Source organism: Gordonia sp. 'Campus' (assembly GCF_022206305.1).
Classification (GTDB): Bacteria; Actinomycetota; Actinomycetes; order Mycobacteriales; family Mycobacteriaceae; genus Gordonia.
The window spans coordinates 118,347-144,259 of the sequence record NZ_JAKOIW010000001.1 but is presented as its reverse complement, the minus strand read 5'-3'; the positions used below and the strand labels follow the sequence as shown (position 1 = coordinate 144,259).

At 68.5% G+C, this 25,913-nt stretch carries 25 protein-coding genes; 16 read left to right on the top strand and 9 right to left on the bottom strand.

From position 1 onward, the window contains the following. Window positions 1-49: 49 nt before the first annotated feature. Together MAY35_RS00675 and MAY35_RS00670 are read right to left on the bottom strand one after the other, a co-directional pair. A complete protein-coding gene (locus MAY35_RS00675) occupies window positions 50-403 on the bottom strand; it encodes a hypothetical protein (RefSeq protein ID WP_238418702.1) in 354 nt (117 codons plus the stop codon). Then, the gene (locus MAY35_RS00670; RefSeq protein ID WP_308192425.1) at window positions 400-2,214 is read right to left on the bottom strand and encodes a hypothetical protein; all 1,815 of its coding nucleotides are present in this window, start codon (window positions 2,212-2,214) and stop codon (window positions 400-402) included. The genes MAY35_RS00675 and MAY35_RS00670 overlap by 4 nt, the downstream gene beginning before the upstream one ends. A gap of 367 nt (window positions 2,215-2,581) precedes the next feature. On the opposite strand from MAY35_RS00670, the gene MAY35_RS00665 reads away from it, so the two are divergent. From MAY35_RS00665 to MAY35_RS00650, 4 genes are all read left to right on the top strand, one after another. Continuing rightward, the gene (locus tag MAY35_RS00665) at window positions 2,582-3,031 is read left to right on the top strand and encodes a DUF3151 domain-containing protein (protein WP_238418700.1); all 450 of its coding nucleotides are present in this window, start codon (window positions 2,582-2,584) and stop codon (window positions 3,029-3,031) included. 42 nt (window positions 3,032-3,073) lie between these two features. Next, window positions 3,074-4,195, top strand: a complete 1,122-nt coding sequence (locus MAY35_RS00660) for an aromatic acid exporter family protein (protein WP_238418699.1) — start codon at window positions 3,074-3,076, stop codon at window positions 4,193-4,195. A gap of 48 nt (window positions 4,196-4,243) precedes the next feature. Further along, the gene (locus MAY35_RS00655; protein WP_238418698.1) at window positions 4,244-5,158 is read left to right on the top strand and encodes a cation diffusion facilitator family transporter; all 915 of its coding nucleotides are present in this window, start codon (window positions 4,244-4,246) and stop codon (window positions 5,156-5,158) included. A 179-nt stretch (window positions 5,159-5,337) separates the two neighbouring features. Further along, a complete protein-coding gene (locus tag MAY35_RS00650; RefSeq protein ID WP_238418697.1) occupies window positions 5,338-6,705 on the top strand; it encodes an MFS transporter in 1,368 nt (455 codons plus the stop codon). Window positions 6,706-6,765: 60 nt separating this feature from the next. Here MAY35_RS00650 and MAY35_RS00645 read toward each other — a convergent pair whose 3' ends face one another. Next, entirely contained in the window at window positions 6,766-7,422 is a 657-nt protein-coding gene (locus tag MAY35_RS00645) for a hypothetical protein (RefSeq protein WP_238418696.1), read from the bottom strand. A gap of 81 nt (window positions 7,423-7,503) precedes the next feature. Here MAY35_RS00645 and MAY35_RS00640 point away from each other — a divergent pair, with 81 nt between their 5' ends. Both MAY35_RS00640 and MAY35_RS00635 read left to right on the top strand, forming a co-directional pair. After that, the gene (locus MAY35_RS00640; protein WP_238418695.1) at window positions 7,504-8,790 is read left to right on the top strand and encodes an adenylosuccinate synthase; all 1,287 of its coding nucleotides are present in this window, start codon (window positions 7,504-7,506) and stop codon (window positions 8,788-8,790) included. A 92-nt stretch (window positions 8,791-8,882) separates the two neighbouring features. After that, complete coding sequence (locus MAY35_RS00635; RefSeq protein ID WP_238418694.1) at window positions 8,883-10,631, top strand: adenylate/guanylate cyclase domain-containing protein; 1,749 nt, start codon at window positions 8,883-8,885, stop codon at window positions 10,629-10,631. Here MAY35_RS00635 and MAY35_RS00630 read toward each other — a convergent pair. Then, window positions 10,606-11,004 carry a hypothetical protein gene (locus tag MAY35_RS00630; RefSeq protein WP_238418693.1) on the bottom strand — a complete coding sequence of 133 codons (399 nt, stop codon included), beginning with the start codon at window positions 11,002-11,004 and terminating at the stop codon, window positions 10,606-10,608. The two genes, MAY35_RS00635 and MAY35_RS00630, sit on opposite strands and share 26 nt — an antisense overlap. A 107-nt stretch (window positions 11,005-11,111) precedes the next feature. Then, entirely contained in the window at window positions 11,112-12,704 is a 1,593-nt protein-coding gene (locus MAY35_RS00625) for a Na+/H+ antiporter (protein ID WP_238418692.1), read from the bottom strand. Window positions 12,705-12,761: 57 nt separating this feature from the next. On the opposite strand from MAY35_RS00625, the gene MAY35_RS00620 reads away from it, so the two are divergent. The 6 genes from MAY35_RS00620 (at window position 12,762) to MAY35_RS00595 (ending at window position 18,831) form a co-directional block, all read left to right on the top strand. Next, window positions 12,762-13,136 carry a UBP-type zinc finger domain-containing protein gene (locus tag MAY35_RS00620; protein WP_238418691.1) on the top strand — a complete coding sequence of 125 codons (375 nt, stop codon included), beginning with the start codon at window positions 12,762-12,764 and terminating at the stop codon, window positions 13,134-13,136. Window positions 13,137-13,215: 79 nt separating this feature from the next. Further along, window positions 13,216-14,766, top strand: a complete 1,551-nt coding sequence (gene purT, locus MAY35_RS00615) for a formate-dependent phosphoribosylglycinamide formyltransferase (protein WP_238418690.1) — start codon at window positions 13,216-13,218, stop codon at window positions 14,764-14,766. A gap of 14 nt (window positions 14,767-14,780) precedes the next feature. Beyond that, on the top strand, window positions 14,781-15,260 hold the full coding sequence (locus MAY35_RS00610; RefSeq protein WP_238418689.1) for a DUF456 domain-containing protein: 480 nt from the start codon (window positions 14,781-14,783) through the stop codon (window positions 15,258-15,260). 175 nt (window positions 15,261-15,435) lie between these two features. After that, window positions 15,436-16,548, top strand: coding sequence for a ferredoxin reductase (locus MAY35_RS00605; RefSeq protein WP_238418688.1), 1,113 nt, complete (start codon window positions 15,436-15,438; stop codon window positions 16,546-16,548). Window positions 16,549-16,556: 8 nt separating this feature from the next. After that, window positions 16,557-17,840, top strand: coding sequence for a fatty acid desaturase (locus MAY35_RS00600; protein ID WP_238418687.1), 1,284 nt, complete (start codon window positions 16,557-16,559; stop codon window positions 17,838-17,840). 88 nt (window positions 17,841-17,928) lie between these two features. Beyond that, complete coding sequence (locus MAY35_RS00595; RefSeq protein ID WP_238418686.1) at window positions 17,929-18,831, top strand: LLM class flavin-dependent oxidoreductase; 903 nt, start codon at window positions 17,929-17,931, stop codon at window positions 18,829-18,831. Here the strand turns inward: MAY35_RS00595 and MAY35_RS00590 are convergent. The 3 genes from MAY35_RS00590 to MAY35_RS00580 are packed head-to-tail and all read right to left on the bottom strand — an operon-like array spanning window position 18,789 to window position 22,932. Further along, entirely contained in the window at window positions 18,789-20,396 is a 1,608-nt protein-coding gene (locus tag MAY35_RS00590) for a long-chain-fatty-acid--CoA ligase (RefSeq protein WP_238418685.1), read from the bottom strand. The genes MAY35_RS00595 and MAY35_RS00590 overlap by 43 nt on opposite strands. Further along, window positions 20,393-21,184, bottom strand: coding sequence for an SDR family NAD(P)-dependent oxidoreductase (locus MAY35_RS00585; protein WP_238418684.1), 792 nt, complete (start codon window positions 21,182-21,184; stop codon window positions 20,393-20,395). The genes MAY35_RS00590 and MAY35_RS00585 overlap by 4 nt, the downstream gene beginning before the upstream one ends. A gap of 32 nt (window positions 21,185-21,216) precedes the next feature. Next, window positions 21,217-22,932: a thiamine pyrophosphate-binding protein gene (locus MAY35_RS00580; RefSeq protein WP_238418683.1), complete on the bottom strand. Its 1,716-nt coding sequence runs from the start codon at window positions 22,930-22,932 to the stop codon at window positions 21,217-21,219. Window positions 22,933-23,043: 111 nt separating this feature from the next. On the opposite strand from MAY35_RS00580, the gene MAY35_RS00575 reads away from it, so the two are divergent. Together MAY35_RS00575 and MAY35_RS00570 are read left to right on the top strand one after the other, a co-directional pair. Continuing rightward, a complete protein-coding gene (locus MAY35_RS00575; RefSeq protein WP_238418682.1) occupies window positions 23,044-23,961 on the top strand; it encodes an IclR family transcriptional regulator in 918 nt (305 codons plus the stop codon). A gap of 76 nt (window positions 23,962-24,037) precedes the next feature. Beyond that, on the top strand, window positions 24,038-24,520 hold the full coding sequence (locus MAY35_RS00570) for a hypothetical protein (RefSeq protein ID WP_238418681.1): 483 nt from the start codon (window positions 24,038-24,040) through the stop codon (window positions 24,518-24,520). On the opposite strand, the gene MAY35_RS00565 is transcribed toward MAY35_RS00570, so the two are convergent. Continuing rightward, a complete protein-coding gene (locus MAY35_RS00565) occupies window positions 24,443-25,105 on the bottom strand; it encodes a TetR/AcrR family transcriptional regulator (protein WP_238418680.1) in 663 nt (220 codons plus the stop codon). The genes MAY35_RS00570 and MAY35_RS00565 overlap by 78 nt on opposite strands. Before the next feature lie 64 nt (window positions 25,106-25,169). Between MAY35_RS00565 and MAY35_RS23410 the strand changes: the two genes are divergently transcribed. Next, window positions 25,170-25,238: a putative leader peptide gene (locus MAY35_RS23410; RefSeq protein ID WP_374237909.1), complete on the top strand. Its 69-nt coding sequence runs from the start codon at window positions 25,170-25,172 to the stop codon at window positions 25,236-25,238. A gap of 146 nt (window positions 25,239-25,384) precedes the next feature. Continuing rightward, the gene (locus MAY35_RS00560; RefSeq protein WP_238418679.1) at window positions 25,385-25,912 is read left to right on the top strand and encodes a DUF4242 domain-containing protein; all 528 of its coding nucleotides are present in this window, start codon (window positions 25,385-25,387) and stop codon (window positions 25,910-25,912) included. Window position 25,913 lies beyond the last annotated feature (1 nt).

Below are 25,913 nucleotides of genomic sequence, written 5' to 3'. Positions count from 1 at the left end.
CCCGTGGTGAGAGCGGGTGTACCCGTGCGTCGACCCGCGAAACCGGCGCTCAGGTGGTGACGAGTCCCACGACGACGGCGACCGCGAGGGCGAGCATCACGAGTGCCGCGATCACCACCGCCGGGTCGGTGCGCGATGCGGTGTGGGGACGCGACCGTGTGCCCGGTCGGATGCGGGTGGTTCGGATGTCAGGGGTTCGGAGGTCAGCGGTCCGGGCCCGGCGCTCGACGGGTGGGCCGCCGCGGGCAGCCGAGTCGTCGGCGACGACCGGTCGGGCCGGCGGCGTGAAGTAGCGGGGCGTCGGCTGCGGTGCTGCAGCAGGAGGTACAGGGTACGAGGGACGCGCGAATTGTCGCGTGGCCTCGGGGGAGTGCGGCGTGCCCCATCCGTGACCGTTGGTCACGTGGGGTTGCACACCTTCCAGTTGTCCCCATCGCGTTGCAGATTGAGGGTGACCATCTGCGGCTCATCCGGAGTGTTGGTATGCACCGCGATCACCTCGACGACGGCCTGTTCACCGCCCTCGACGACGCGAACCGCGTTGATTCCCTGGGTCTGGACGAGTTCGTTGCGGGCACGTTGGGCTTCGAACGTCTTCTGATAGGCCGCGTCGTCGAAGTCGCTGTAGAAGGCGTTGAGCTCCCCGCACGTCACCGACCGCAGGGTGCCGAGATCGCCTTCGTAGAGAGCGGTCGTGTAATCCATGGCGATGGTTGCCGCCTCGTCGGCGGGGGCGGGGGCCTGCAGGCTGTTGTAGGCGAAGATGCCACCGATCACCGCCACGACCGCCACGACGAGCGCGGCGCACGCGATCAGCACACCCTTTCCACGCTTCTTCTTCTGCTTCGTCGGGCCGGACCCCGGGATGACCTTCGGTTCGTGCGCGGTGGTCGTCCACTCGCCGGTCGACGGTGCTGCCACCGCCGGTTCGGGAGTGGTGTCGGTACGGTCGTCGGTCGTCGAATGCGCCGTCGAGCCGGCGGCTGCGGCGGCTCCCGCAGCCGGGATCACCGCTGTCGCGGCATCGGAGTCCTCGGCGGAGTCTTCATCGGCAGAGCCTTCATCAACAGAGTCCGCATCAACAGAGTCCGCATCAACGGAGTCCGCGTCTTCAGAGTCCGCGTGGGCCGGGTCCGCGTCCGTCGAGGCATCAGTCGATGCGGGGATGGCGACGGTGGGGGCCTCTTCGTCGGCTGCCGCGTCCTCGATCTCGACGGGGTCCTCGACCTCGTCAGAGTCCTCGGTGGCGTCCTCGACCTGGGCCACCGCGATCGTCTCGGTGTCGTCCGCAGGAGTGGCGTCGGTACCGGACTCGTCGGCGTCGGTGGCGTCCGTCGGTTCGGGCCCTGCGTCGGACTCGGCGGGAGTGTCCACCTCGCCGGCCGACGGACTCGCGTCCGCATCCTCTGCCACGTCGGTGCTGTCGGCATCCGCCGCTTCGGCATCCAACGCTTCGGCGTCGTCCGCCGGGACGTCCGGGGTGTCGTCTGCCTGCGCGTCCGTGGTGTCGTCTGCATCGTCGGCGGATTCGCCCGTGGCACGTGCCGATTCGTCGACCGCGGCGTCCTCGGAGGCGTCCGGAGCGGTCGCGGCCGCCACGGCGGCGGCACCTGCGGCGGCCACACCCGCGCCGACCGCGGTACCGGCTGCGGAGTCGTCGTCGGGGAGTTGTTCGTCGGCAACATGGTCGGCGGGGACCGGGCCCTCGGTGTCGGCGGCCTCCCCGTCCTCGGTGTCGGGCTCCTCGCCCGGGGTGTCGGCGTCGACGGGGGTCGTGGTGTCGGCGGACTCCGGCGCCTCGCTCGTCGGATCGATGTCGTCGAGGTCTTCGAGGTCGCCGGTGTCGGGAAGGTCCGACCGCTGGATCACCGTGGTCTTCGAGTCGCTGGGTCCGAGACGTGCCTTGCGCGGCGAGGCGTCGGCGTCCCCGCTGTCCGTACCCCCGCCCGTGTCGTCCGCGCTGTCCGCCGGTGAGTCGTCCGCGCCCAGCGGGTCGATGTCGTCGAGATCGTCGAGGTCGTCGGCCGACGGCAGGTTGGCACGGTTGATCACCTGGGTGGCGCCGTCGATCCCGCGTCCGCCCCTGGGCTTCGGCGGTGCGGACTCGGGTGGCGCGGGCTGCTTCGCGGCACCGACCGCCGTGGACGCGTTCTCGGTCGCCTCGTTCTCGACGGCCTTGTCCCCGGTGGTGTTCTTCTCGGTGGAATCGTCCACAGCTGGCTCGTGGCCCTCTCTGCTGGTGCTGGGTGACACGGTGTTCGGCGGGACAGCGCCGGGTGAAGCACTGCCGGCCGAAGCACTGCCGCGGCTCGCGTCCGCGCCCGTCCGGCGAGCACGGCGATCCTCACGGACCTGTTTCAGCGTCGACAGTGCTTTGGTGACAGCAGTTCTCGGCCCCTGAGATCGCGACATCGACTGATCACCCCGCATTCCGCGCGTCGCATGACTTCGGTCCGGCCGCCAGATGCCCGGGCAGCAGGACCGATTGCGCCATTCACCCTAGCGAATGCCCCGACAATCCAGCACTAGGGCGTTTGATCGAACGGGCGTCCGGCACCGGCGCGATGCTTGAATGGAGGACATGACGTCTTTCGGAGATCTCCTCGGCCCGCAACCGGTACTGCTCACCGGCGACGACGACGCCGAATCGGACCTGCTCAACGGGGCTGCCCCGGCCGACGTCGCGGCGGCCCACCCGACCGCCTCGATCGCCTGGGCCCACCTCGCCGAAGCGGCCCTCGGGTCGGCGAGCCCGGTAACTGCCGGCGACGTGGACGCGGGCGCGGTGATCGCCGCATACGCGTACGCGCGGACCGGCTACCACCGCGGGCTCGATCAGTTGCGCCGCCACGGCTGGAAGGGTTTCGGCCCGGTGCCGTGGAGCCACGAACCCAACCGCGGCTTTCTCCGCTGTGTCGGGGCGCTGGCACGTGCGGCCCAGCTGATCGGCGAGGAGGACGAGTATCTTCGCTGCCTGGACCTTCTCAACGACAGTGACCCCCGCGCAGCAGCCGAGCTCGGCCTGGCGTGACCGGAACCGGACACCGGGGCACCTCCCGATGACGTCCGTCCGATGAGCGGGCTCGCGAACCCGTCCTACCCGCGCCGGGTGTTCAACTCCCTCCCGCCGCAGCTCAAGCGTCGGTTTCGGCGGTTGCACGTCTCGCTTGTCCCGATCGTGCAGTGCGCGCTGGCCGCCGGGGTGTCGTGGTGGATCGCGGTCGAGATCTTCATCCACCCGGACCCGTTCTTCGCGCCCATCGCCGCGGTCATCTCACTGGGTCTGTCCCTGGGCCAGCGGTGGCGCCGTGCGGTGGAACTCGTCGGCGGTGTCGCGATCGGCATCCTCGTCGGCGATCTGTTCATCAGCCTCGTCGGCGAAGGTGCCTGGCAGATCATGATCGTGGTCGCGCTCGCGATGACGGTCGCGGTGTTCCTCGACGACGGGCCGCTGATCCCGATGCAGGCCGCGTCGTCTGCCGCACTGGTGGCCACGTTGTTGCCGCCGGGCGGTGTGGCCGGCTTCCACCGCGCCCTCGACGCCCTGATCGGTGGACTCGTCGGCATCCTCGTGGGTGCGTTGCTGCCGGTCAATCCGGCCAGCCGGGCGCGCCGGGACGCCGCGGGCGTGCTCGCGACGATCCGCGATGCCGCGCGCCTGTTGTCCTCGGGGCTGCGCGACCACGACGAGGACAGGGTCGCCGCCGCGCTGGAGTCCGGTCGGGGGACCCAGGCCGCGATCAACAAGATGCACTCGGACATGACCGGTGGACGCGAGGTCACCCGGATCTCGCCGCTGTACTGGGGATCGCGGATGCGGTTGGACCGACTCTCGGCGACCGCCGACCCGATCGACAACGCGGTACGCAACTTCCGGATCATCGCGCGGCGTGCGCTGGCGATCTCACAGCGGGGGGAGGAGGTTCAGCCGGCCCTCGTCGAGATCATCGACGATCTCGCCGGCGCTTTCGAGGTCCTCCGCGCCATGATGATGGCCGACCCGGGAGAAGAACCTGACCAGGCGGACGCGGCCCGGGTCATCCGCAGCATCGTCCGCAAGGCGCGCGCCGATCTGGTCGCCCACAGTGACCTGTCCGAGGCGGCCCTGCTCGCCGAGATCCGATCCCTGCTCGTCGACCTGCTGATGATCGCGGGTCTCCGGCGGTCATCAGCGCTGGCCACACTGAGGAGCTGACCCCGCGGTTGCCACATATGCGAATTCCTGCATATATTGACCGGCATCATGGGGCACTCACATTCGCACTCCCACACCCCCGGCCCGACGGCCGGCGGGCAGCGACGCCTGTGGCCGATGGTGGTGGCGGTAGGCCTCATCGGCGGATACTTCGTCGTCGAACTCGTCACCGGCATCCTGGTGAACTCACTGGCACTGATCGCCGATGCCGGACACATGCTCACCGACGTCGTGGCACTGGTCATGGGCCTGATCGCTCTCCTGCTGGGGCGCCACGGTCGGATCACCGACACCCGTAGCTTCGGATGGCATCGCGCGGAGGTGTTCACCGCGGTCGCGAACGCGGTGCTGCTGATGGGGGTCGCGGTCTTCGTCCTCTACGAGGCGGTCGAGCGGATCGGAAACGACCCACAGGTGCCCGGCCTCACGCTCATCGTCGTGGCGCTCGTGGGGCTCGCGGTCAACATCGGCGTGATGTTCCTGCTGCGTGCCGATGCCAAGGAATCGATCGCGGTGCGCGGGGCGTACCTCGAGGTGCTCGCCGACGCGGTCGGGAGCGTGGGGGTGCTCATCGCCGGTATCGTCGCCATGACGACCGGCTGGGGCTATGCCGACATCGTCGTCGCCGTGCTCATCGCCCTGTGGGTGGTGCCGCGTGCGGTCCGGCTGGCCGTCGACGCACTACGCATCCTCAACCAGCAGGCGCCGGCACATGTCGACGTCGAGGCGCTGCGCGCCGATCTCGCCGAGATACCCACCGTCGACGATGTCCACGACCTCCACGTCTGGACGCTGACCACCGGCATGGACGTGGCCACCGTGCACCTCGGCAGCGCCCAGCCCAACGCCGAGGTCCTCCCCGCGGCGCAGGCGGTGCTCGCGCGGCACGGGCTCGAGCACGCCACCGTCCAGGTCGACCCCGACGACGGACAACGACGTTGTCGGGACGAGTTGACCTGGTGAGATCGGATAGTCCTCCGCAGAGTGCGGGATGAGTGTCGGTTTCCGACACTCATCCCGCACTCTGGATTTCGGCAACGCTCCGCATCGGATGGCCGCCACCGCAACCGTTTCGCCCCTTTTCGTTCAGGCTGATTCGTAGTCGCCGGCCCGCTGCCGGCCGCCGATACCGTGTCCCGGTCATGGCTACTTCCCTGGATGTCTCTCCCGCAGCGACCACCTCGACAGCGAACGAGACCGATGCCGAACGCCGTAGGCGTCTGCGTACGGTCGTCGCCGCGAGCCTGCTGGGCACCACCGTCGAGTGGTACGACTTCTTCCTCTACGCGACCGCGGCGAGTCTGGTGTTCAACCAGCTGTTCTTCCCCGACCAGAGTTCGTTCGTCGGCACGCTGCTGTCCTTCGCGACATTCGCGGTGGGGTTCGTGGTGCGTCCGATCGGCGGAATCGTGTTCGGACACATCGGCGATCGCATCGGCCGCAAACGCACCCTCGCCATCACGATGGTGATGATGGGCGTCGCCACCGCTCTGATGGGTGTGCTGCCGACGGCGGCGTCGGTCGGTGTGCTCGCCCCGATCCTCCTGCTGCTCCTGCGCATCGTGCAGGGCTTCGCGCTGGGCGGGGAGTGGGCCGGTGCGGTCCTGTTGTCGGTCGAACACAGCCCGGACGGCAAGCGCGGTCTCTTCGGCAGCATCCCGCAGATCGGACTGGCGCTGGGTCTCGCCCTGGGCACCGGTGTGTTCGCCCTGCTGCAGACGGTGCTCGACGAGGACGCCTTCCTCACCTACGGCTGGCGCGTCGCCTTCCTGGTGAGCATCGTGCTGGTGGTCATCGGTTTCGTGGTGCGGCTCAAGGTCGACGAGACGCCCGCCTTCGCCGAGGTCGCCGAACTCGCGAAGAAGTCCACTGCGCCGCTGCGCGACGTCGTGCTCCCGCCGAACACCCGCAACACCGTCCTGGGACTGCTCGCCCGGTGGGGCGAGGGGTCGGCGTTCAACACGTGGGGTGTCTTCGCGATCGCCTATGCGACGAGCGAACTCGACATGGAGAAGGTGCCGGTCCTGGTGGCCGTGACCATCGCGTCGCTCGTGATGGCCGCGCTGCTGCCGTTCTCCGGGCTGCTCACCGACCGGTACGGCGCCAAACGCATCTATCTCATCGGGATCGCCGCGTACGGAATCGCCGTCTATCCGGTCTTTCTGCTGTTCGGGACCTCGAACCTGCTCTGGTTCACCGCTGGACTGGTCGTCGTCTTCGGCGTGATCCACGCGCTGTTCTACGGCGCGCAGGGCACTCTGTTCGCCGGCTTGTATCCGACGCAGGTCCGCTACACCGGACTGTCGGTGGTCTATCAGTTCTCCGGGATCTACGCGTCCGGACTGACGCCGCTGATCCTGACCGCGTTGATCGGCGCCGCGAGCGGCTCCCCGTGGTTCGCAGCCGGGTACCTCGTGTCCACCGCGGTCATCAGCGTCATCGCGACGACCCTCATCCGCCGCGACGACCTGCACCTCACGACGGGCCAGGAGGCTCGGAAGGTCGCCTGACCTGCCGGATTTCGTAGCGACAATGCGCGCTATATGCGCATTGTCGCTACGGATTGCGGGTCAGGGGCGTACGAGCAGCAGATCGGTGACATGGCGGTAGAACGTGGACCGCTTCAGGACGCGCGGATTCACCACGCCGTCACGTTCGACGACGATGTTGGTTCCGCCGGTCTGGCAGGCGCGTCCGGCGAACCACTTGCCCGGCAACAACATCCGCTCGACCTGGGCCCGCAGTCCCGGTGCGGCGAGCGTGGGTTCGATGAGGATCGAACGGACCTCCCCGTCGAACAGGCGCTCGTTGTCGACGTAGGTCTCGCCGTGCAGCTTCGCGCCCTCGGCGCCCAGGTGACGGGCACTGCCGACGACGACGGTCGCGGCGTCGTCGCGGATGAGCGGGACCGCGACCGCGGTGCCGTGCTCGGCCAACTCGCGAGCGGCCGGTCCGTGGGGCAGCCGGTAGCGCCGGGTCGCCGGCGTGGCCTCGGCGGACACGTACGCGACCTCGACATCGAGACGGTCGGCGAGCATGAGCGCCGCCACGACCTGGGCCAGGTAGATGTCGTTCTCGTGTGCGACGGTCGGTGCGAATCGTTCGGCGACGCGCGGCTCGACGACGATCCGGGTGATGCCGGGGTCGGTCAGGACCTCGGTGACGGCGGCGCGGACGGCCTTCTTGTCGTCGGCGCGACCGGTTTGGGGAAGGAGGGCAATCGGCACGCGGATAGCGTATCCACCGCGTCGACACAGTAGTGTTGGTCAGGTTTGGTCCCAAGCGCGCCGCACAAAGGAGCACCTGTCATGGCCGCGATCGTGCTTATCGGAGCCCAGTGGGGCGACGAGGGCAAAGGCAAAGCGACTGACCTCCTCGGAGGCCGGATCAACTGGGTTGTCCGCTATCAGGGCGGCAACAACGCCGGGCACACCGTCGTACTCCCGAGTGGTGAGACCTTCGCACTGCACCTCATCCCGTCGGGCATCCTGACCCCGGGCGTGCAGAACGTGATCGGCAACGGCGTTGTCGTCGACCCGGGCGTGCTCCTCACCGAGCTCGGCGGTCTCGAAGAGCGTGACGTCGACACCTCGGGCCTGCTCATCTCGGCCGACGCCCACCTGTTGATGCCGTACCACGTCGCGATCGACAAGGTCACCGAGCGCTTCCTGGGCAACAAGAAGATCGGCACCACCGGCCGCGGGATCGGCCCCTGCTATCAGGACAAGATCGCCCGCGTCGGCGTCCGGGTCGCCGACGTCCTCGACGAGAAGATCCTGACGCAGAAGGTCGAGGCGGCACTCGAACTCAAGAACCAGATCCTGGTCAAGATCTACAACCGCAAGGCACTCGACCCGGCGCAGGTCGTCGACGAGGTCCTCGGACAGGCCGAAGGCTTCAAACACCGCATCTCCGACACCCGCCTGCTGCTGAACCAGGCCCTCGAGCGTGGTGAGACGGTGCTGCTGGAGGGTTCGCAGGGCACGCTGCTCGACGTCGATCACGGCACCTACCCGTACGTGACGTCGTCGAACCCGACCGCAGGCGGCGCCGCCGTCGGCGCAGGCATCGGGCCCAACAAGATCACCACCGTCCTGGGCATCCTGAAGGCGTACACGACGCGTGTCGGTTCGGGACCGTTCCCCACCGAGCTCTTCGACGAGTGGGGCGCCTACCTGGCCAAGACCGGCGGCGAGGTGGGCGTGACCACCGGCCGCGCCCGCCGCTGCGGCTGGTTCGATGCCGTCATCGCCCGCTATGCGACGCGGGTCAACGGCATCACCGATTACTTCCTCACCAAGCTCGACGTGCTCTCGAGCCTCGACACCGTCCCCATCTGCGTGGCCTACGAGGTCGACGGGGAGCGCGTCGAGGACATGCCGATGACGCAGACCGGTTTCCACCACGCGAAGCCGATCTACGAGGAGATGCCCGGCTGGTGGGAGGACATCTCCCAGTGCAAGACCTTCGAGGAACTCCCGCAGAACGCGCAGAACTACATCCTGCGGCTCGAGGAACTCTCCGGCGCGCACATCTCCTGCGTCGGCGTCGGCCCGGGACGCGACCAGACGATCGTGCGCCGCGAGATCGTCTGACCGACACCCGGCACGGACGGCCGGGCTGCCCCGGCGCCCGCCTTGCGAAGCTCGTCCCGATTCCGACGACGCGGCGTGATTAGCTAGTGCCCATGCGTGCGAAGCGGGGGAGCCGCGACTACGGGTCGATCCTGCTCGGCTCTGTCGGCGAGAGCACGTTCAAGCAGCGGGTACGCATCCAGACGTTGCTCACCGCGTCGATCGTGGTGGCCAACCTCTTCGGTGCGGTGGTGGCGGTCGCGCTCACCGCGGTCGGCATCCCGCAGCCCACGGTGTTCAGCGCCGAACTGTGGTGGGTCAACTTCATCGTCGTGCCCGTGTACATCACGGTGGCTTTCGTGGTGGGTATCGGCTGGGGTACCTACGTGGGGGTGCGGGACCTGCGCTGGGCGATCCGCGACGTCCCGCCCACCAAACGCGACGCCCGGCGCACGATGCGGTTGCCGTGGCGGTTGTCGCTCGTCCAGGGATTCCTGTGGGGCGTCGCCACCGTGATGCTCACGATCATGTACGGGATCGTCGACGCCCAGCTGATCCCCAAGACGTTGTTCGTGGTGAGCCTGAGCGGTGTCGTCGTGGTCGCGATCTCCTACCTCTTCATCGACTTCACCCTGCGTCCCGTTGCGGCCGAACTGATCTCGGCCGGACATCGGCGACGCAAGCGCACCGGTGTGCGGGCGCGATCGGTGATGTCGTGGATCGTCGGCTCGGCGATCCCCATCATCGGCATCCTGCTGGTGCTGGCGTTCGGCCTCGCCCGCGACGAGACGTCGAAGCTGGATCTGTTCGTCGGGGCCACGGTGCTGGGGGTCACCGCCTTGTTCACCGGGTTGCTGCTGACGCTGCTGTCGAGCATGAGCGTCACCGCACCCATCCGCAGTGTCCGGGCCGGGATGAATCGCGTGAGCGACGGCGACCTCGAGAACGCCGACCTCGTCGTCTACGACGGCACCGAACTCGGTGACCTGCAGGTGGGGTTCAACTCGATGGTCGCCGGACTCCGTGAGCGGGAGAAGATCCGGGATCTCTTCGGCCGGCACGTGGGTCATGAGGTCGCCGAGGCCGCGCTGTCGTCCAGTCCGGAACTCGGAGGCACCGAACGTCTCGCCGCCACCCTGTTCGTCGACGTCATCGGCTCGACGACGCTGGCGGCGCAACGCAGTCCCACCGAGGTCGTGGAGATCCTCAACAAGTTCTTCGCGGTGATCGTGCGGGCGGTGGAGGAACGAGACGGTCTGGTCAACAAGTTCGAGGGCGATGCGGTGCTCGCGATCTTCGGTGCACCCATCGACCTCGACGACGCGGCAGCCAACGCACTCGCGGCCGCGCGGGCCATCGCCCGCGATCTCGCCGAGGAGGTCCCCGACCTCTCGGCGGGGATCGGGGTCAGTTACGGCTCGGTGGTGGCCGGCAACGTCGGGGCCATCGAGCGGTTCGAGTACACGGTCATCGGTGACCCGGTCAACGAGAGCGCCCGCCTGTCGGAACTGGCCAAGCGTGACCCGCGGCGTCCGCTCGCCTCCGGCCGCGCGGTGGCCGCTGCCGGGCAGACCGAGGCCGACCGCTGGGAGAAGCAGGAGACCACCTCGCTGCGCGGCCGGACCGAGGAGACGATCGTGCACGCCGCGATCGTCGGGCCGGACGGGGCCGGGTCGAGGGACAGGGCTGGGACGCGGGACAAATCCGGCAGCGAGGACAAGGCCGGAAGCGAGGACAAGGCCGGAAGCGAGGACAGGGCCGGGTCTGGAGACGAGTCCGAGTCGGGGGACCGAGCCCGGACCGAGACCGGCGCCGACGACCGCGATCCCGTGCCGATCAGGCGATCGCGTCCTCGGAACTGATCAGCCGCCCGTCCGGTCCGACGATGCTGAGACCCAGCCCGTCGAACACCGAGTACCGGTAGCCGTTGTTGTACGCGACGTAGTAGTAGCGGCCGCTGCCGTTCTCCTGCACATGTACCTCGGACACCGGGATACAGAGCGTGTTCCCCGAACTGCGGGCGACGCCGCGGTACTCGAGGGTGCCGTCGGCGCGCCATTGGCAGATGGTCGCCGCCGACCGTGCGGTCACGACGGAGGTGAGAGTGCGCTGGGCGGCATCGCACGACGGTGCGCCGGGCGCCGCGGTGGCGGTCGAGGTGCCGACGGAGAGCGCGCCGGCGGCGAGGGCGAGGGAGGCGCCGGCCGTGGCCAGGCGGGTGAGTGTCGTTGTCATGGACACCGAAGGTAGGGCCGGACTTCCGGACGCGGAATGGGCAGAACTCCCCGGGTTCGTTCGGGTGGAGGACCCTTCGTGGCTCGCTGCGCTCGCACCTCAGGGAACTAGACGTCGCGGTCGCCCTGCCCCTCGGCGAAGTCGAGGCGCCGCAAGGCCGTTCGCAGGACCTCGTCGTCGATGCGTCCGGCGTCGCGCTCCTCGATGAACACCGCCCGCTGGATCTGCAGGATCTCGGTGCGGAGACGCGCGCCGGCCGAGGTCGGGCTCTCGCCGAGGTCCTCGGGACCCCGGCCCAGTTCCTCCCACGCGACGTTGCGCTGCGTGGTGATCCACTTGCGCAGCATCACCACCTGCAGACGGCGCGGGTCGTCGTCGTCGAGCTCGGCCGCGAACTCCTCGAGCCGGCGTTCGGACTCACGGGAGGCGCGGTCCTGCGCCGCCGCGTAGGCGAGGCGGTCCTGCGCCACCTCGTCGCCGCTCACGCCGAGGTAGCGGATGACCCACGGCAGCGTCGTCCCCTGGATCAACAGCGTGCCGACGACGACGACGAAGGTGAGGAACAGGATCTCCGCGCGCGCCGGGAACGGTTCGTGCGCATCGGTGTACACCGGGATCGCGAAGGCGGCGGCCAGCGACACCACACCGCGCATACCGGCCCACGAGACCACGAAGACCGATGCCGGACTGGGCCTGGGCTCGCGCTCCCGGATGCGCCGCGACAGAAACCGCGGCAGGTAGGTCGCGGGGAACACCCAGACGATGCGGACCGCGATGGTGGCGGCCAGGACCGCGGCGGCGTCGATGCCGACCTGCACCCACGACTCGTTCTCGACGCCGTCGATGAGCATGGGCAACTGCAGGCCGATGAGCAGGAACACGAACGACTCGAGGATCGTGTCGATGGATTTGCGGACCGCATCGTCCTGGAGTCGCGTCGCATAGCCCAGCCGGACCGAACGGTGCCCGAGGAACAGTCCGGCCGCGACGACGGCGATGACGCCCGATCCGTGGAACTGCTCAGCCGCGTAGTAGGTGGCGAACGGGACGAGGATGCCGATGGCCGTCTCCATCGGCGGATCGGTCAGCCAGATCCGCACCCACGAGACCACCACACCGACCAGGAGGCCGACGACCAGCCCGCCGAGTGCCGCGACCGCGAACGTCAGGACCCCTTCCCCCGCGGTGGCGGTGGCACCCACCGCGGCGGCCAGCGCGATGCGGAACGCGGTCAGTGCGGTGGCGTCGTTGAGCAGGCTCTCCCCGCCGAGAAGCGTCATCATCCGCCGCGGCAGGCCGAGTCGTCGACCGATCGCCTGCGCCGACACCGCGTCGGGCGGCGCGACGACGGCGCCGAGCACGAGCGCCGCGGCCAGCGGGAGGTTGGGGACCACCAGGTAGGCGACGTACCCGACGACGAGCGTGGTCACGAGCGGGAGTCCCACTGCCAGGAACCCGATCGCCCGCCAGTTCGCCCGGAACGCCTGATACGAACTCTCCTGGGCCGCCGAGTAGAGCAGCGGCGGCAGGATGAGGAACAGGACCAGTTCCGGTTCGAGGGCCACCGAGGGCAGTTCGGGAATCCATCCGATGGCCAACCCCACCGTGACCAGCACCAGCGGTGACGACAGCTCGTACCGACGACACAGTGCGGCGATCAGCACAGCCAGAACTGCGATCAGCAGTAGCGATGCGCCCATTGCAGCGACTTTAATCGCGCCCGCTCGGTCGTTCCTGCTCGGTGGATAATGACGAGCATGAAGATCTTTCGCCGAGGGTCGTCGGCCGGTCGGGCGGAGTCCGGCCCCGCGTCGGATGCCGGCCCCGGACCGGGCATCGACTCATCCGCCGGGGCGCGATGCGCCGAACTCGGCGCCTTCGACTTCTCCCCGGCCGATGATCCGGTCTCGGCCTCGGGCGACGAGCGCAGCTGCGAGGACTGCGTGGCGATCGGGGAGGCGCACTGGGCGCACCTCCGAAAGTGTCTGACGTGCGGGCACATCGGTTGCTGCGACTCGAGTCCGCGTCGCCACGCGACCGCCCATTTTCACGACGCCGCCCATCCCGTCATGCGATCGGCCGAGCCCGGCGAGGTCTGGCGTTGGTGCTACGTGCACTCGGTGATGGGATGAGCGCGCACCGCGTACCGGTGTGGTGCCCACCGCGCCCGACCGCGTCGGGATGTGTGCTGACGGCAAGTAGGATTTGAGGATGACGTCGAACAGCGAGAGCGCGATCAGCGCAGACCAGCCGGCGCCGACGATCGGTCCGCCGGACGTCATCGGCACGCCCCTGAGTCCCACCGCCACCAAGGTGATGGTCCTGGGTGCGGGTGAGCTGGGCAAAGAGGTCATCATCGCGTTCCAGCGGCTCGGTGTCGAGGTGATCGCCGTCGACCGGTACCCGAATGCTCCCGGCCAGCAGGTCGCCCACGCCGCCGAGGTCATCGACATGACCGACGCCGACGCCCTGCGCGCCGTCATCGACAAGCACCGTCCCGCGTATGTGGTCCCCGAGATCGAGGCGATCGCGACCCAGGCGCTCGTCGAGGTCGCCGAACGCGGTATCGCCGAGGTCATCCCGACCGCGAGCGCGGTGGTCGCGACGATGAACCGGGAAGGCATCCGCCGGCTGGCCGACGAGGAACTCGGGCTGCCCACCTCCCCGTACCTGTTCGCCGACTCGCTCGAGGAGATGACGGTCGCGGCGCGGCAGATCGGTTTCCCGTGCGTGGTGAAGCCGGTGATGTCGTCATCGGGCAAGGGCCAGACGGTGTTACGCGGCCCGGAGGACGCGGTCGCCGCCTGGGAGACCGCCAACACGGGTGGGCGCGTGCAGGGCACCCGCGTCATCGTCGAGGGTTTCGTCGAATTCGATTACGAGATCACGCTTCTCACGGTTCGCGCGATAGACCCCCGGACCGGGAGGCTGACGTCGCACTTCTGTGCGCCGATCGGGCACCGGCAGATCAACGGCGACTACGTCGAGAGCTGGCAACCGCACGAGATGAGCACGGACGCGCATGCGTCCGCGACCTCGATCGCGGCGCGCATCGCCACCGCACTCGGTGACGGAAAGCTGGCCGGGCGTGGGGTTTTCGGCGTCGAACTGTTCGTCAAGGGCGACGACGTGTACTTCTCCGAGGTGAGTCCCCGCCCGCACGACACCGGTCTGGTGACCATGGCCACTCAGCGCCTGTCGGAGTTCGAGATGCACGCGCGCGCGATTCTGGGTCTCCCGGTGGACGTGACGCTCGCGTCGCCCGGGGCGTCGGCGGTCATCTACGGCCAGCTCGACGAGCCGGCCATCGGTTTCGAGAACGTCGCCGCTGCGCTGTCCGTGCCCGAAACCGACATCCGTCTGTTCGGCAAGCCCGAGAGTTTCCATCGCAGGCGCATGGGCGTGGTCACCGCGACCGCCGACGACGTGCCCGCTGCCCGCGAACGCGCCGTTCGTGCCGCGTCGATGGTGACGCCGGTGTCCGGCCGCCAAGCCGTGCGCAAGGCCACGACGCTGCCGGCGCCGGCTCCTCGCCGTCCCGGCACCCCGCCGGGTCCGGCAGTTCCGCCGGGTCCGGCAATGCCGCCCCCGGGCGTCCCGACGCCACCCGGTCCGCCGCCGGGCCGTGGCGGGCCCCCACCCGCACCGAGGCCGGGACCCCGCCCCGTGGGCGGCCCCCGTCCGATTCCGCCGGTCGCGACGCCTCCTCGTCCGACGGGTCCGGCGCGACGTCCGGCGCCCGCGCCGGCCCGCGGCGAGTGACAGGCCGACACTAGGTGCCGTTCTGGGGTGAGCTGCTGGTAGCAGCCGTCGTGCTGGTGGGGCTGGTGGGCATCGTCGTACCGATCCTGCCGGGAACACTGCTGATCGTGGGCGCCCTCTTCGTGTGGGCGCTTCTCGTCGGGGGATGGGCGTGGTCGGTCTTCGCCGTGGCGATGCTCGTGATCGCCGCGGGCGAGGTGATCAAATACCTGGTCGCCGGGCGCTCACTGCGCTCGGATGCGATCCCCAATCGGACCATCATGGTCGGCGGACTCGTCGGGATCGTGGGTTTCTTCGTCGTACCCGTCGTCGGCCTGCTGGTCGGGTTCATCGTCGGCGCGCTGATCGCGGAGCTGATCCGCACCCGGAGTGCCGACCGGGCATGGCGCGGCGCTCTGGCGGCGCTGAAGGCCGCGGCCAAGACGATCGGCATCGAGTTGTTGTTCGCCTTGATCGCCACCGGAATCTGGGTCGGCGGCGCCTTCGCCTGGTAGGCGGGTGGAGCGTCGAAACGTCGGTGAACTGCCACTTCCCGGTCTTGTGACCACAGTCACCGATCTTTGTGTACAGTCGTGCACCGAAGGGTGATACCGGCGAGTAACCACAGCGAACTCGCCGACTCCAGCCGACCACCAACTTCATTCCGACACAGCCAGGGGAGGAGTGCGTGTGAACCTATTGAAATGGAGCAAGCGGCCGGCGGCGGGCGTCGAAGCCCGCAAGCCGGAGGTCAACATCATCCGGGGTCTGGTGGCGCGGGCGACCACGCCGCTACTGCCCGACGACTATCTGCATCTGATCAATCCGCTCTGGAGCGCACGTGAACTCCGGGGCAAGGTGGTCGACGTCTCGAAGGAGACCGATGACACCGCGACCGTCACCATCCGGACCGGCTGGGGCTTCCCGGACTCCTACAAGCCCGGCCAGTACGTGGGGATCGGTCTGCAGATCGAGGGCAAATGGCACTGGCGGTCGTATTCGCTGACGTCCATCGGCGCCGCCGAGAACAAGACCATCGCCATCACGGTGAAGGCCAACCCCGACGGATTCCTGTCGTCGCACCTGGTCGACGGGGTCAGTCCGGGCACGATCATCCGGCTGCAGTCGCCCAAGGGCGATTTCCATCTCCCCGAGCCGGTCCCCGACAAGATCCTGTTCGTCACCGCCGGCAGCGGGATCACGCCGGTGATGGCGATGTTGCGGCAGTTGAGTTCGCACGGGCAGACGCCCGACATCGTGCACATCCACTCCGCGCCCACCCGCGACGACGTGATCTTCCTCGACGAGATGGAGAAGCTCGCCGACGAGGCGGACGGATACGATCTCAACCTCCAGCTGACGCGCGAGATGGGCAAGTTCGATGTCTCGCGGCTCGACGAGTGGGCCCCGGACTGGCGCGAACGCGAGTGCTGGGCGTGCGGACCGGTGGCGCTGCTCGACGCGATGGAGTCGCACTACGAGGACGGCGGTCTGCGTGAGCGCCTGCACGTCGAGCGATTTGCCATCGCCCGCACCGACCACGGCGGCGAAGGTGGCACCGTCAAGTTCGCCATCTCGGACAAAGAGGCCGAGATCGACGGCGCCACAACGCTCCTCGAAGCGGGCGAGAACCTGGGGATCCAGATGGCGTTCGGTTGCCGGATGGGAATCTGTCAGACCTGTGTCGTGCCGCTCGCCGGTGGATATGTGCGCGACCTGCGCACCGGCGAGGAACGTCGCGAAGGAGAACGAATCCAGACATGCATCAGCGCTGTGTCTGGTGAATGCACCCTCGATCTGTAGGAGGCTTCATGGCCATCACCGACATCGATCAGTACGCACATCTCACCGAGAGCGACGTCGAGACCCTCGGCGCCGAACTCGATGCCATCCGCCGCGACATCGAGGAGTCCCGGGGCGAGGCTGACGCGAAGTACATCCGGCGGGCCATCACCATCCAGCGCAGCCTCGCTGCCGGTGGCCGTCTCGCCCTGATGTTCAGCAACAAGAAGGTCGCCTGGGCGGCCGGTACCGCCATGCTGTCGCTGGCGAAGATCATCGAGAACATGGAGCTCGGGCACAACGTGATGCACGGGCAGTGGGATTGGATGAACGATCCCGAGGTCCACTCGTCGTCGTGGGAATGGGACACCACGTGTCCGAGCGTGCAGTGGAAGCACTCGCACAACTTCGTCCACCACAAATACACGAACGTGGTGGGGATGGACGACGACGTGGGCTACGGAATCCTGCGCGTCACCCGTGACCAGCCGTGGGAGTGGTGGAACATCGGCAACCCGATCTACAACTTCACCCTGGGCACGTTCTTCGAGATCGGCGTGGCACTCCACCACCTCGAGACCGAGAAGCTGCGCAACAAGGAGAAGACCTACCGGCAGGCGGCGAAGGATCTGCAGGTCATCGGTACGAAGGTCGGCAAGCAGGCCGCCAAGGACTACCTGATCTTCCCGGCACTCGCGGGACCCAACTGGAAGACGACGCTCACCGCGAACTTCACGTCGAACATCGTGCGCAACTACTGGGCGTACATGGTCATCTTCTGCGGGCACTTCCCCGACGGCGCCGAGAAGTTCACGGTCGAGGAGTTCGAGAACGAGGATCAGCCGCGCTGGTATCTACGGCAGATGCTGGGATCGGCGAACTTCAAGGCGGGGCCGCTGATGCGGTTCATGAGCGGCAACCTCAGCCATCAGATCGAGCATCACCTCTTCCCCGACCTGCCCAGCAGCCGGTACGAGGAGATCGGGGTGCGGGTGCGCGAGTTGTGCGACAAGTACGACCTGCCGTACACGACGGGTTCGCTGCTGGGCCAGTACGCGCAGTCGTTCCGGACGATCGCGAAACTGGCACTGCCCAATTCGTTGCTGAAGGCCACGTCCGATGACGCGCCCGAGACGGCATCCGAGTTGCGTTTCGCCATCCGCGAGGGTCTGGGCGACCACTTCGGTGTCGACCCGGAGACCGGCAAGCGTCGCGGTCTGCGAACGGCGTTGCGGGAGCTGAAGAACTCTCCGGTCCGCTCGGCGTATGTGGGCAGGGCCGCGTCCGGTAGCCCCGGGCGGAACCAGAACTGACACAACAGATGTCGCGGATCTTGGCGATCCACGCCACGATCCGCGACATCTGCGAAAGCGCCCCCCGGCGTGCGGCGCACGTGTCAGAATGACGCCCGTGCGCATCGGGATGACGATGCCCGTGATGGAGCCGGACCTCGACGCCGACACGCTCCATTCCTGGGCCACCACCATCGACAACGGGCCGTTCAGTTCGCTCTGCTGGGGTGAACGCATCGCCTTCGACAACCCGGAGTGCCTCACCTTTCTCGGCGCCGCCGCCGCGTGGACGGATCGGGTGCCCCTGGTGATGACGGTTGTCGTGCCGCAGCTGCACGATCCGGTGATGCTCGCCAAATCCCTGGCCACCGGCGACATGCTCTCCGAAGGTCGGCTGACGGTGGCATTGGGAGTCGGCGGACGGCACGAGGACTACCGCGCCGTCGGGGCGGACCCGTCGACGCAGACGATGCGTCAGCTGGCCGACCGCGCCGCGACGATGAAGCGCGTGTGGGCCGGGGAGAAGCTGACCGAGTCGGTGCTGCCGGTCGGGCCGCCGCCGCACCGCAAGGGCGGGCCGGAACTCCACGTCGGCACCACCGGGCCGAAGACGATCCGCAGCGCCGTCGACTGGGCCGACGGGATCGCGGGTGTGACGCTCGATCTGGACACCCGCAAGCAGGACGAACTCTTCGACGTGGCGCGCTCGGCGTGGGCCGAGGCGGGCCGCGCCGCGCCGCGCCTCGCGACCTCCTTCTGGTTCGCGATCGGCGACGGCGACGCCCCGCGCGCTCAGGTGACCCGTCACCTGCACCACTACATGAACTGGATCCCGTCGGACTTCGTCGATGCGATCGCGCCCACCACCGGATGGTCGGGCACCGAAGCCGAGCTCGTCGAGGTCCTGCGACGCTTCGCCGACATCGGCACCGATGAGGTCCAACTCATCCCGACGAGTTCGGATCCCGATCAGTTGCGGCGTGCCGCCGACGTGGCGGCAGCTTTCGACTGACGGGTCGGCGCGAGGGGGACCTGGGATGCGAACTGTTCTCGCAGGGACCGTTTGAGGATCTTCCCGGTCGCTCCGAGCGGGAGGGCCGTCACGATGTGCACGGTCTTCGGGACCTTGTAGCCGGCCAACCGGGTTCGGGCGAAGGCACGGAGGTCGGCCTCGGTGGGTTCGTGTCCCGGGGCGGCCACGACGAACGCCGTCACCTCTTCGCCCCAGGTGTCATGCGGCAGCCCGACCACCGCGACCTGCGCGACGTCCGGGTGGTCGCCGAGAACCGCCTCGACCTCGGTGGGATAGACGTTCTCACCGCCGGTGATGACCATGTCCTTGAGCCGGTCGGTGACGTACACGTAGCCGTCTCCATCGACTCGGCCGATGTCGCCGGTGTGCAGCCAGCCGTCGGCGTCGATGGTCGCCGCGGTCTCGGTGTCGCGCCGGTGGTAGCCGCGGGTCGCCTGCGGTGTCCGGATGCAGATCTCGCCCTGCTCGCCGGGCGGTGCCTCGGTGCCCGACGCGGTTCTGATGGACAGTTCCACCCAGGGGTACGGGCGGCCGACGGAGCGGAGCAGATGTGCGCGCTCGGGGTCTGTGCTGTGGTCCGCGGCGTCGAGTTGGGTGACCGCGCCGTGGGTTTCGGTGAGTCCGTACACCTGGAACAGCGGGGTGCCGAAGGTGCGCAGAGTCCGGCGCAGGAGTGCGGGGGTGATCGGCGCGGATCCGTACGCGATCGACCGCAGTGCCCCGACATCGGCCCGGGCGGCGCCCGGTACGTCCACGAGCATGCCGATGACGGTCGGTACCAGGAAGACGTTCGTGATGCGTTCGCGGACAAGGGTGTCCAGGAGGGATTCCGGGGTGAAGTCGGCGATGACCACGTTGTGTGCACCGTTGGCCAGCCCCACCAGCGCCCAGCCCAGCCCACCGATGTGGAAGAGGGGCATGGCGCAGAGGCTGACCGACGAGTCGTCGAATCCCCACGGCCCGCCGGCCCGCGTGCAGGCGCCCAGGTTGGTGTTGGAGGTGAGCACGCCCTTGGGCCGGCCGGTGGTACCCGAGGTGTAGAGCTGGAGGACCACGTCGTCGGCGTCGCCGACGTGGCCCGGATCATTCGGGGATGCCGCGGCCAGCAACCGTTCGTACGAGAGCGGTTGTCGTGGATCGCCGAACGCGATCGGGTCGTCGAGAGTGTCCGTACCGGAACGGATTTCCGTCACGGCGTCGAGATAGTCGCGGTGGCAGACGATCAGACGAGCCTGGGCGTCGTCGACGACCTCGCCGAGCTCGCGGACCGAGAGCCGCCAGTCCAGTGGCACGGTGACCGCGCCGATCTTCGCGGCGGCGAGTACCGTCTCGATGATCTCCGGAGAGCTCTTCCCCAACACCGCGATCCGATCGCCGGCTCGGATACCGCGGTCGTGCAACACGTTCGCGAGGCGGCTGGTGCGGTCGTCGAGTTGGTCGTAGGTGAGGTGGATTCCGGTCCCCGACAGCGCCGGGGCGGCTCCGTCCACGCGCGCCCGGAGCCGGGTCTGCTCGGCCAGACGGTAGTCGGTCGGCGTCGTCATTCGACGGCCGCCAGGTCGGCGAGGTGGCGCATCACATCGGGGTACCGGCGCAGGTGCGCGCCGCCGTTGATGTTGATCGTCTCCCCGGTGACCCACCGCGAGTCGTCGGAGGCGAGATAGAGGACCGCCTCGGCGATCTCGTCCGGTCGGCCGTTGCGCCCGAGCGGGGTGTTCTCGGTGAAGTCCTCCTGGATGATCGGGATCGAGGTGAGGGTGTGCACCAGCGGGGTGTCCACGAGTCCCGGGGAGATGGAGTTGACCCGGATGCCGCGCGGGGCCAGCTCGAGTGCGGCGACCTCGGCGAGCATCACCATGCCCGCCTTGGCCGCGCAGTAACCCGCGAAGCCGGCCGCAGGCTGGCGGGCGTTGAGAGAGGCGATGCCGATCAGCGATCCGCCGTCGTTCAACGTTCGTCCCGCGTGCTTGGTCACCAGGAACGAACCGGTGAGACACAACTCGATGGTCGTCTGCCACTGCTGCGCGTCGAGGTCGACGATGAACCCCGGGATGTTCAACCCGGCGCAGTTCACCGCGATGTCCACGCCGCCGAGGTCGTCCGTCACCCCGGTGAAGAGTGCGGCCACCGACTCCTCGTCGGCCACGTCGACCCACCGCGCCTGTGCGCTGCCACCGAGGTCTGCGGCAACAGCCTCGGCCGCTTCGAGTTTGACGTCGGCCACGGTCACCGCTGCACCGTGGGCGGCCAGGGTCCGGGCCGCGGCTTCGCCGATGCCCGAGCCGCCGCCGATGACGACTGCGATCTTGCCGTCGACACGCTTGTCCGTCATGGTCTCTCCCTCTCGCCGGGTGTGATCGGTGGTCACCGGGGCAGGTTCTCGTAGTAGGGGACGACGATCTCGTCGGTGCTCGTGACGTCGCCGAGCATCATGGTCGTGATCGGGTGGACGACGCCCGGCTCGATCTCGGCGTTGATGCACGCGGGGACATCGGCGCCGAGAGCCTTTTCGACGGCGGGCGCGAGATCGTCGAGATGCTTGACGCGCATTCCGATTCCGCCGAAGGCCTCCGCGATCTTCTCGTAGTCGCTGTCGGCCAGCTCGGACACGACCACGCCCTCGGGCCCGAAGACGGCCTCCTGCCCGTGGATCGACATGCCCCAGACGGCGTTGTTGAAGACGACGGTGGTCACCGGCAGGTGATGACGGGCCATGGTGTCGAATTCCTGCGGGTGGAAACCGGCTGCGCCGTCCCCGGTGATCAGCACGACGGGTGCGCCGGGCCGGGCCCGGGCCGCTCCGATCGCGAATCCCGGTCCGACGCCCAGGCATCCGAGATAGCCCAGCCGCAGGACGCTTCCCGGACGGCCGACGGCGACGAAGAACTCGGCCCAGGACGGGGCCTCGGCGCCGTCGAGCACGAAGATGGTGTCCGGCGGGCAGGCCTCGACGATGGCCTTGGCCGCGAAGTAGGGGTGCATCTTGCCGGTGTCGGTGGTCGCGTCGGGGAATCCGGCGGCATGCGCGCCTCTGGCGGCTTTCACGGTGCTCGCCCACTCGGTCCAGTCCGGCCAGGTCCGTCCGGCGGCCGCAGCGGTGAGTTGTTCCAGAGCGGCGCGGCAGTCGGCGACGATCGGGACCTCGACGTCGTAGATCCGGCCGATCTCGGCGGGGTCGATGTCGATCTGGATGATCTTGGCGCCCGGGAACATGCTGGCCCGCCCGCCGGTGAACATCCCGGCTCGCGTGCCCGCCATGACGACGACGTCGGGTGTGGGCGCCCCGAGGGCCGGGATGGTGCCCATCGACAGGAGTCCACCGCCGGCGAGCGGGTGGTCGGCCGGGATCGCACCGTCGGCCTTGCCCGGATAGAAGACGGGCACGCCGACGGTCTCGGCGAAAGCCACAAGTGCTTCCTCGGCACGGGAGAAGGTGATCCCGCCGCCGATCACGATCGCGGGGTTCGATGCGGTCTGCAGCAGGTCGAGCGCCAGGGTCACGGCGTCGGGATCCGCCCCGGACCGCGTCGAGACCCGGTAATTGGTGGGGAAGCGCACCTGATCGTCGTCGGCCTCGCCGAACATGACGTCGATGGGGAGTTCGAGCAGCACCGGGCCCGGCACGCCGCTGGTGGCCTTGCGGATCGCAAGCGCGACGATCTCGGGGACGCGGGCGGCGTCGGTGATCCGGTAGGCCCACTTGGTGACCGGGTCGGCGGCGGCGATCTGGTCGAAACCGCCCTGCAGCGGATTGGTCTCGGTCTCGCGCAGCGGAGGCGCCCCGACGACGAACAGTGTCGGCGAGCGGTCCAGGTAGGCATTGGCCAGCGCGGTGTAGACGTTGGTGAACCCGGGTCCCGAGGTGACCACGCAGACGCCGAAGCCGCCCGTGACACGTGCGTAGGCGTCGGCGGCGTGGCCGGCGCTCGCCTCGTGACGGGTGTCGGTGAGCCGGATTCCCTCTCCCGCGCAAGCGATCAGGAAGGCGTCGAGGTGTCCGCCGTGAAGGGTGAAGACCTCCGTCGTGCCGGCCTGGGCGAGTGCGCGGGCAAGGAGCTGACCGCCGTTGACAGTTGCCATTGTGGGGACCTTTCGAGAGCTGTCCGGGTGTGGGGATGAGGGTAACGACGATCACAGTGCGACGCCAGAGTCGCACTATGCGAACGCCCCGGTTGCTGGCAGGATGGCGAGATGGCGAGATCCTCCCCGCAGACCGAACGCATCGTGATGCTCATGCAGCTGTTGACCGATCAGCCGACGACCGCCCGTAGCCTGGCTGACATCGCGCGCCACCTGGGAGTCTCGAAGCCCACGTGCTATCCGATGGTCATCGCGCTGACCGAAGCGGGTTGGTTGCTACGGGATCCCGTGACCAAGGGCTTCCGGCTGGGGCCGACGGTGGTGCCCATCGGTGAGGCTGCGTCCCGGGCGATGGCGCCGGTCGAGATCGCCCGCCCGCTGATGCGCGATCTGGCTGACGAAACCGGCATGGCCGCAATAGCTTTCGTACCCTCGGGGGCAGACCTGGCCATCGGTGAGATCGTGCAACCCGTGAGCGGTCGCCGCGGCACGCTCGGTCTGCGTCTGGGGGACACCCTGGAGATCGCGCCACCGCTGGGCGCCGGCCTGGCCGCCTGGTACCCGCCCGATCGGCTCGACGAGTGGCTGCTCCTCGGCGCGGACCATGTCAGAGTCGATCACGGCGTTCTCCGCGAGGTGTATCGCCCGATGCTCGAGGTGATCCGAACGCGTGGGTACGCCGTGGAATGCGCCGACCAGAGCGAGCAGTCGTTGTCGGCGACGGTCGCGGGGTTGCGCGGTGCGGGGGTGGCCGGCCGACGCGCGGTCACCGCCCTGCGGGAGGCGCAGCGCCAGCTTCCCTCCGATGTCGTTGTCGGAGAGATCGATCCGGAAGGCGAGTATCAACCGATCTCGGTGAACGCGGTCGCCTTCGGCCCCGGTGGAACACCCGCGGTGATCCTCGCGGTCGTCGACGCCCGCAGAGCACTGTCTGGTCACGCGGTGATCGAGCTCGGCGAACTGGTGAGGGCCGCTGCGGGCGTGGTCACCGAGCGGCTCGGCGGCGATCCGCCCCCGATCGTCGAATAGATGCCTGGCCGGGGATGTCGATCGGCCATCCCACGAAGGCCCGGAGAATTCGCCCGCAACGGCCTAGGGTGACTGCGTGGCCTCCCTCCGCCGGATGCTCGGCATCGGCAGACTTCCCGATGAATTGCGCGATGCGGTGGTTGCCGAACATGCGCACCACATCGCCGAATTCGTCCCGGTGGCACTGCGTTTCAGCGGCCGGGTGCCCGGACGGTCGGCGCGGGAGAGTGTCCGGCCGTTCACCGGTGCGCTCGCCCTGACGCCGACGCGCATCCTGGGAACCGTGTCGAGTGTGCCCGGCAGGGCCGGACGGGCGATCGACCATGAGTGGACGGCCCCGGCGGGAACGATGGCCCGCGCAGTACTGGGAGTCGACGGGCTGGTCGTGGAGATCCCGTCGCTCGATCGCGTGCACCCCGATTTCTCCGGGACACTGAGTCTGACCTACGCGACCGACCTGTCGCCGGCGGTGCTGGGCCGGTTACCGGCCCGGGAGGTGTGGTTCGACGTCCCCGCGCGCTATGTCGCGTCGATGGTCGGGGGACGCCGCGCCGGGTGACACATCGAGCAGGACCTCGGCCAGTCGTCGTGCCGTGGCGATCGGAGCGGTGGACCGTTCCATCTTCGAACCCGCGAGTGCGCCGTCGTAGACGATCTGGATCTGTCGCGCCTCGGAGTCCGGGTCGGCGGCGCCGAGTTGTCGGAGGTTGTCGGTGAGGGTGGTCAGCACCCAGTCGCGATGAGCGGTGACCGGCGGCAGTTGCGTGTCCGGGAACTCGGTGGCGGCATTGGCGTACTGGCAGCCGCGGAAGTTGCGCGCCGGCGCGCCGGCGATGGCGAGGTCGAAGAAGGCGAGAATGCGCTCGCGGGGACCGCCGAGGGTCTTGGTGCCGTCCGACCATCGATTGCGATCAGCCTGATCCAAATGGTCGAGGTAGGCGATGACCAGCCCGTCCTTGGAGCCGTAAGCGCTATAGAGGCTGGCCTTCGCGACTCCCGAGGACCGCAGTATCAGGTCGATCCCGACAGACCTGATTCCCTGTGCGGCAAAGAGTTCGGTCGCCGCAGCGAGCAACCGCTGCGCCGGGGACGCGGTGTCGGCCGCGCTGGGCTCGGTTGCGACGGTCTCATTGACGTGGGTCACAGATACGAGGGTAAACCACTGGCGGCTATAGACAGACCAGTCTGTCTATGCCAGGGTCGAGGACGTGATCCACAGGTTCCTCACCCGCCGCGTACACGTCGATCTGCTTCGTGTCGCCGGTGCCGCCTGTTGATTCTCATCTCGCACGGATTCTGAAACCCGAACTCTCGCAGCGTCGATGCTGCGATCTTCGTCGTGTCTCGTTGCGCAACCGGTTCTTCCGGCGAGCGGCGTCGCGACTCCACATCGGGCAACCCCCTCACCGACGAAAGGCCGATCATGGCGCTCTTCCTCTACGAACTCGAACCTGCCGACGGTGATGCGGGCAGCGTCGAACAATTGATCAAGGGTCTCGACGCCCACCTGCGCACCGCCGGTGGCGAACTCATCGAGACCCAGGTCACCGAGGGCGCCGGCCGCCTGTTCGTCATCGCGGAGTTCGACGGATGCCGGGCCGCCTCGATCAGCGACGTCGACGAGTTCAGTGGTCTCGTCGCCGCCGGGCCCGACGAGGTCCGACTCGTCGGCGCCGATCTCGCCGAACTCAAGAAGGCACGCCCGACCGCCGGCTACCTCGTCGAATGGGACATCCCGGAGGCGATCGACATGGACACCTACCTCGCGCGGAAGAAGGCCAATTCGCCGAAGTACGCCGACGTCCCCGAGGTCAGCTTCCTGCGGACCTATGTCCGCGAGGACACCGACAAGTGCCTGTGCTTCTACGACGCCCCGGACGAGGCAGCTGTCCGCCATGCTCGCGACGTCGTATCGACCCCGGTCGACCGTCTGCACCGACTCCAGGGCTGAC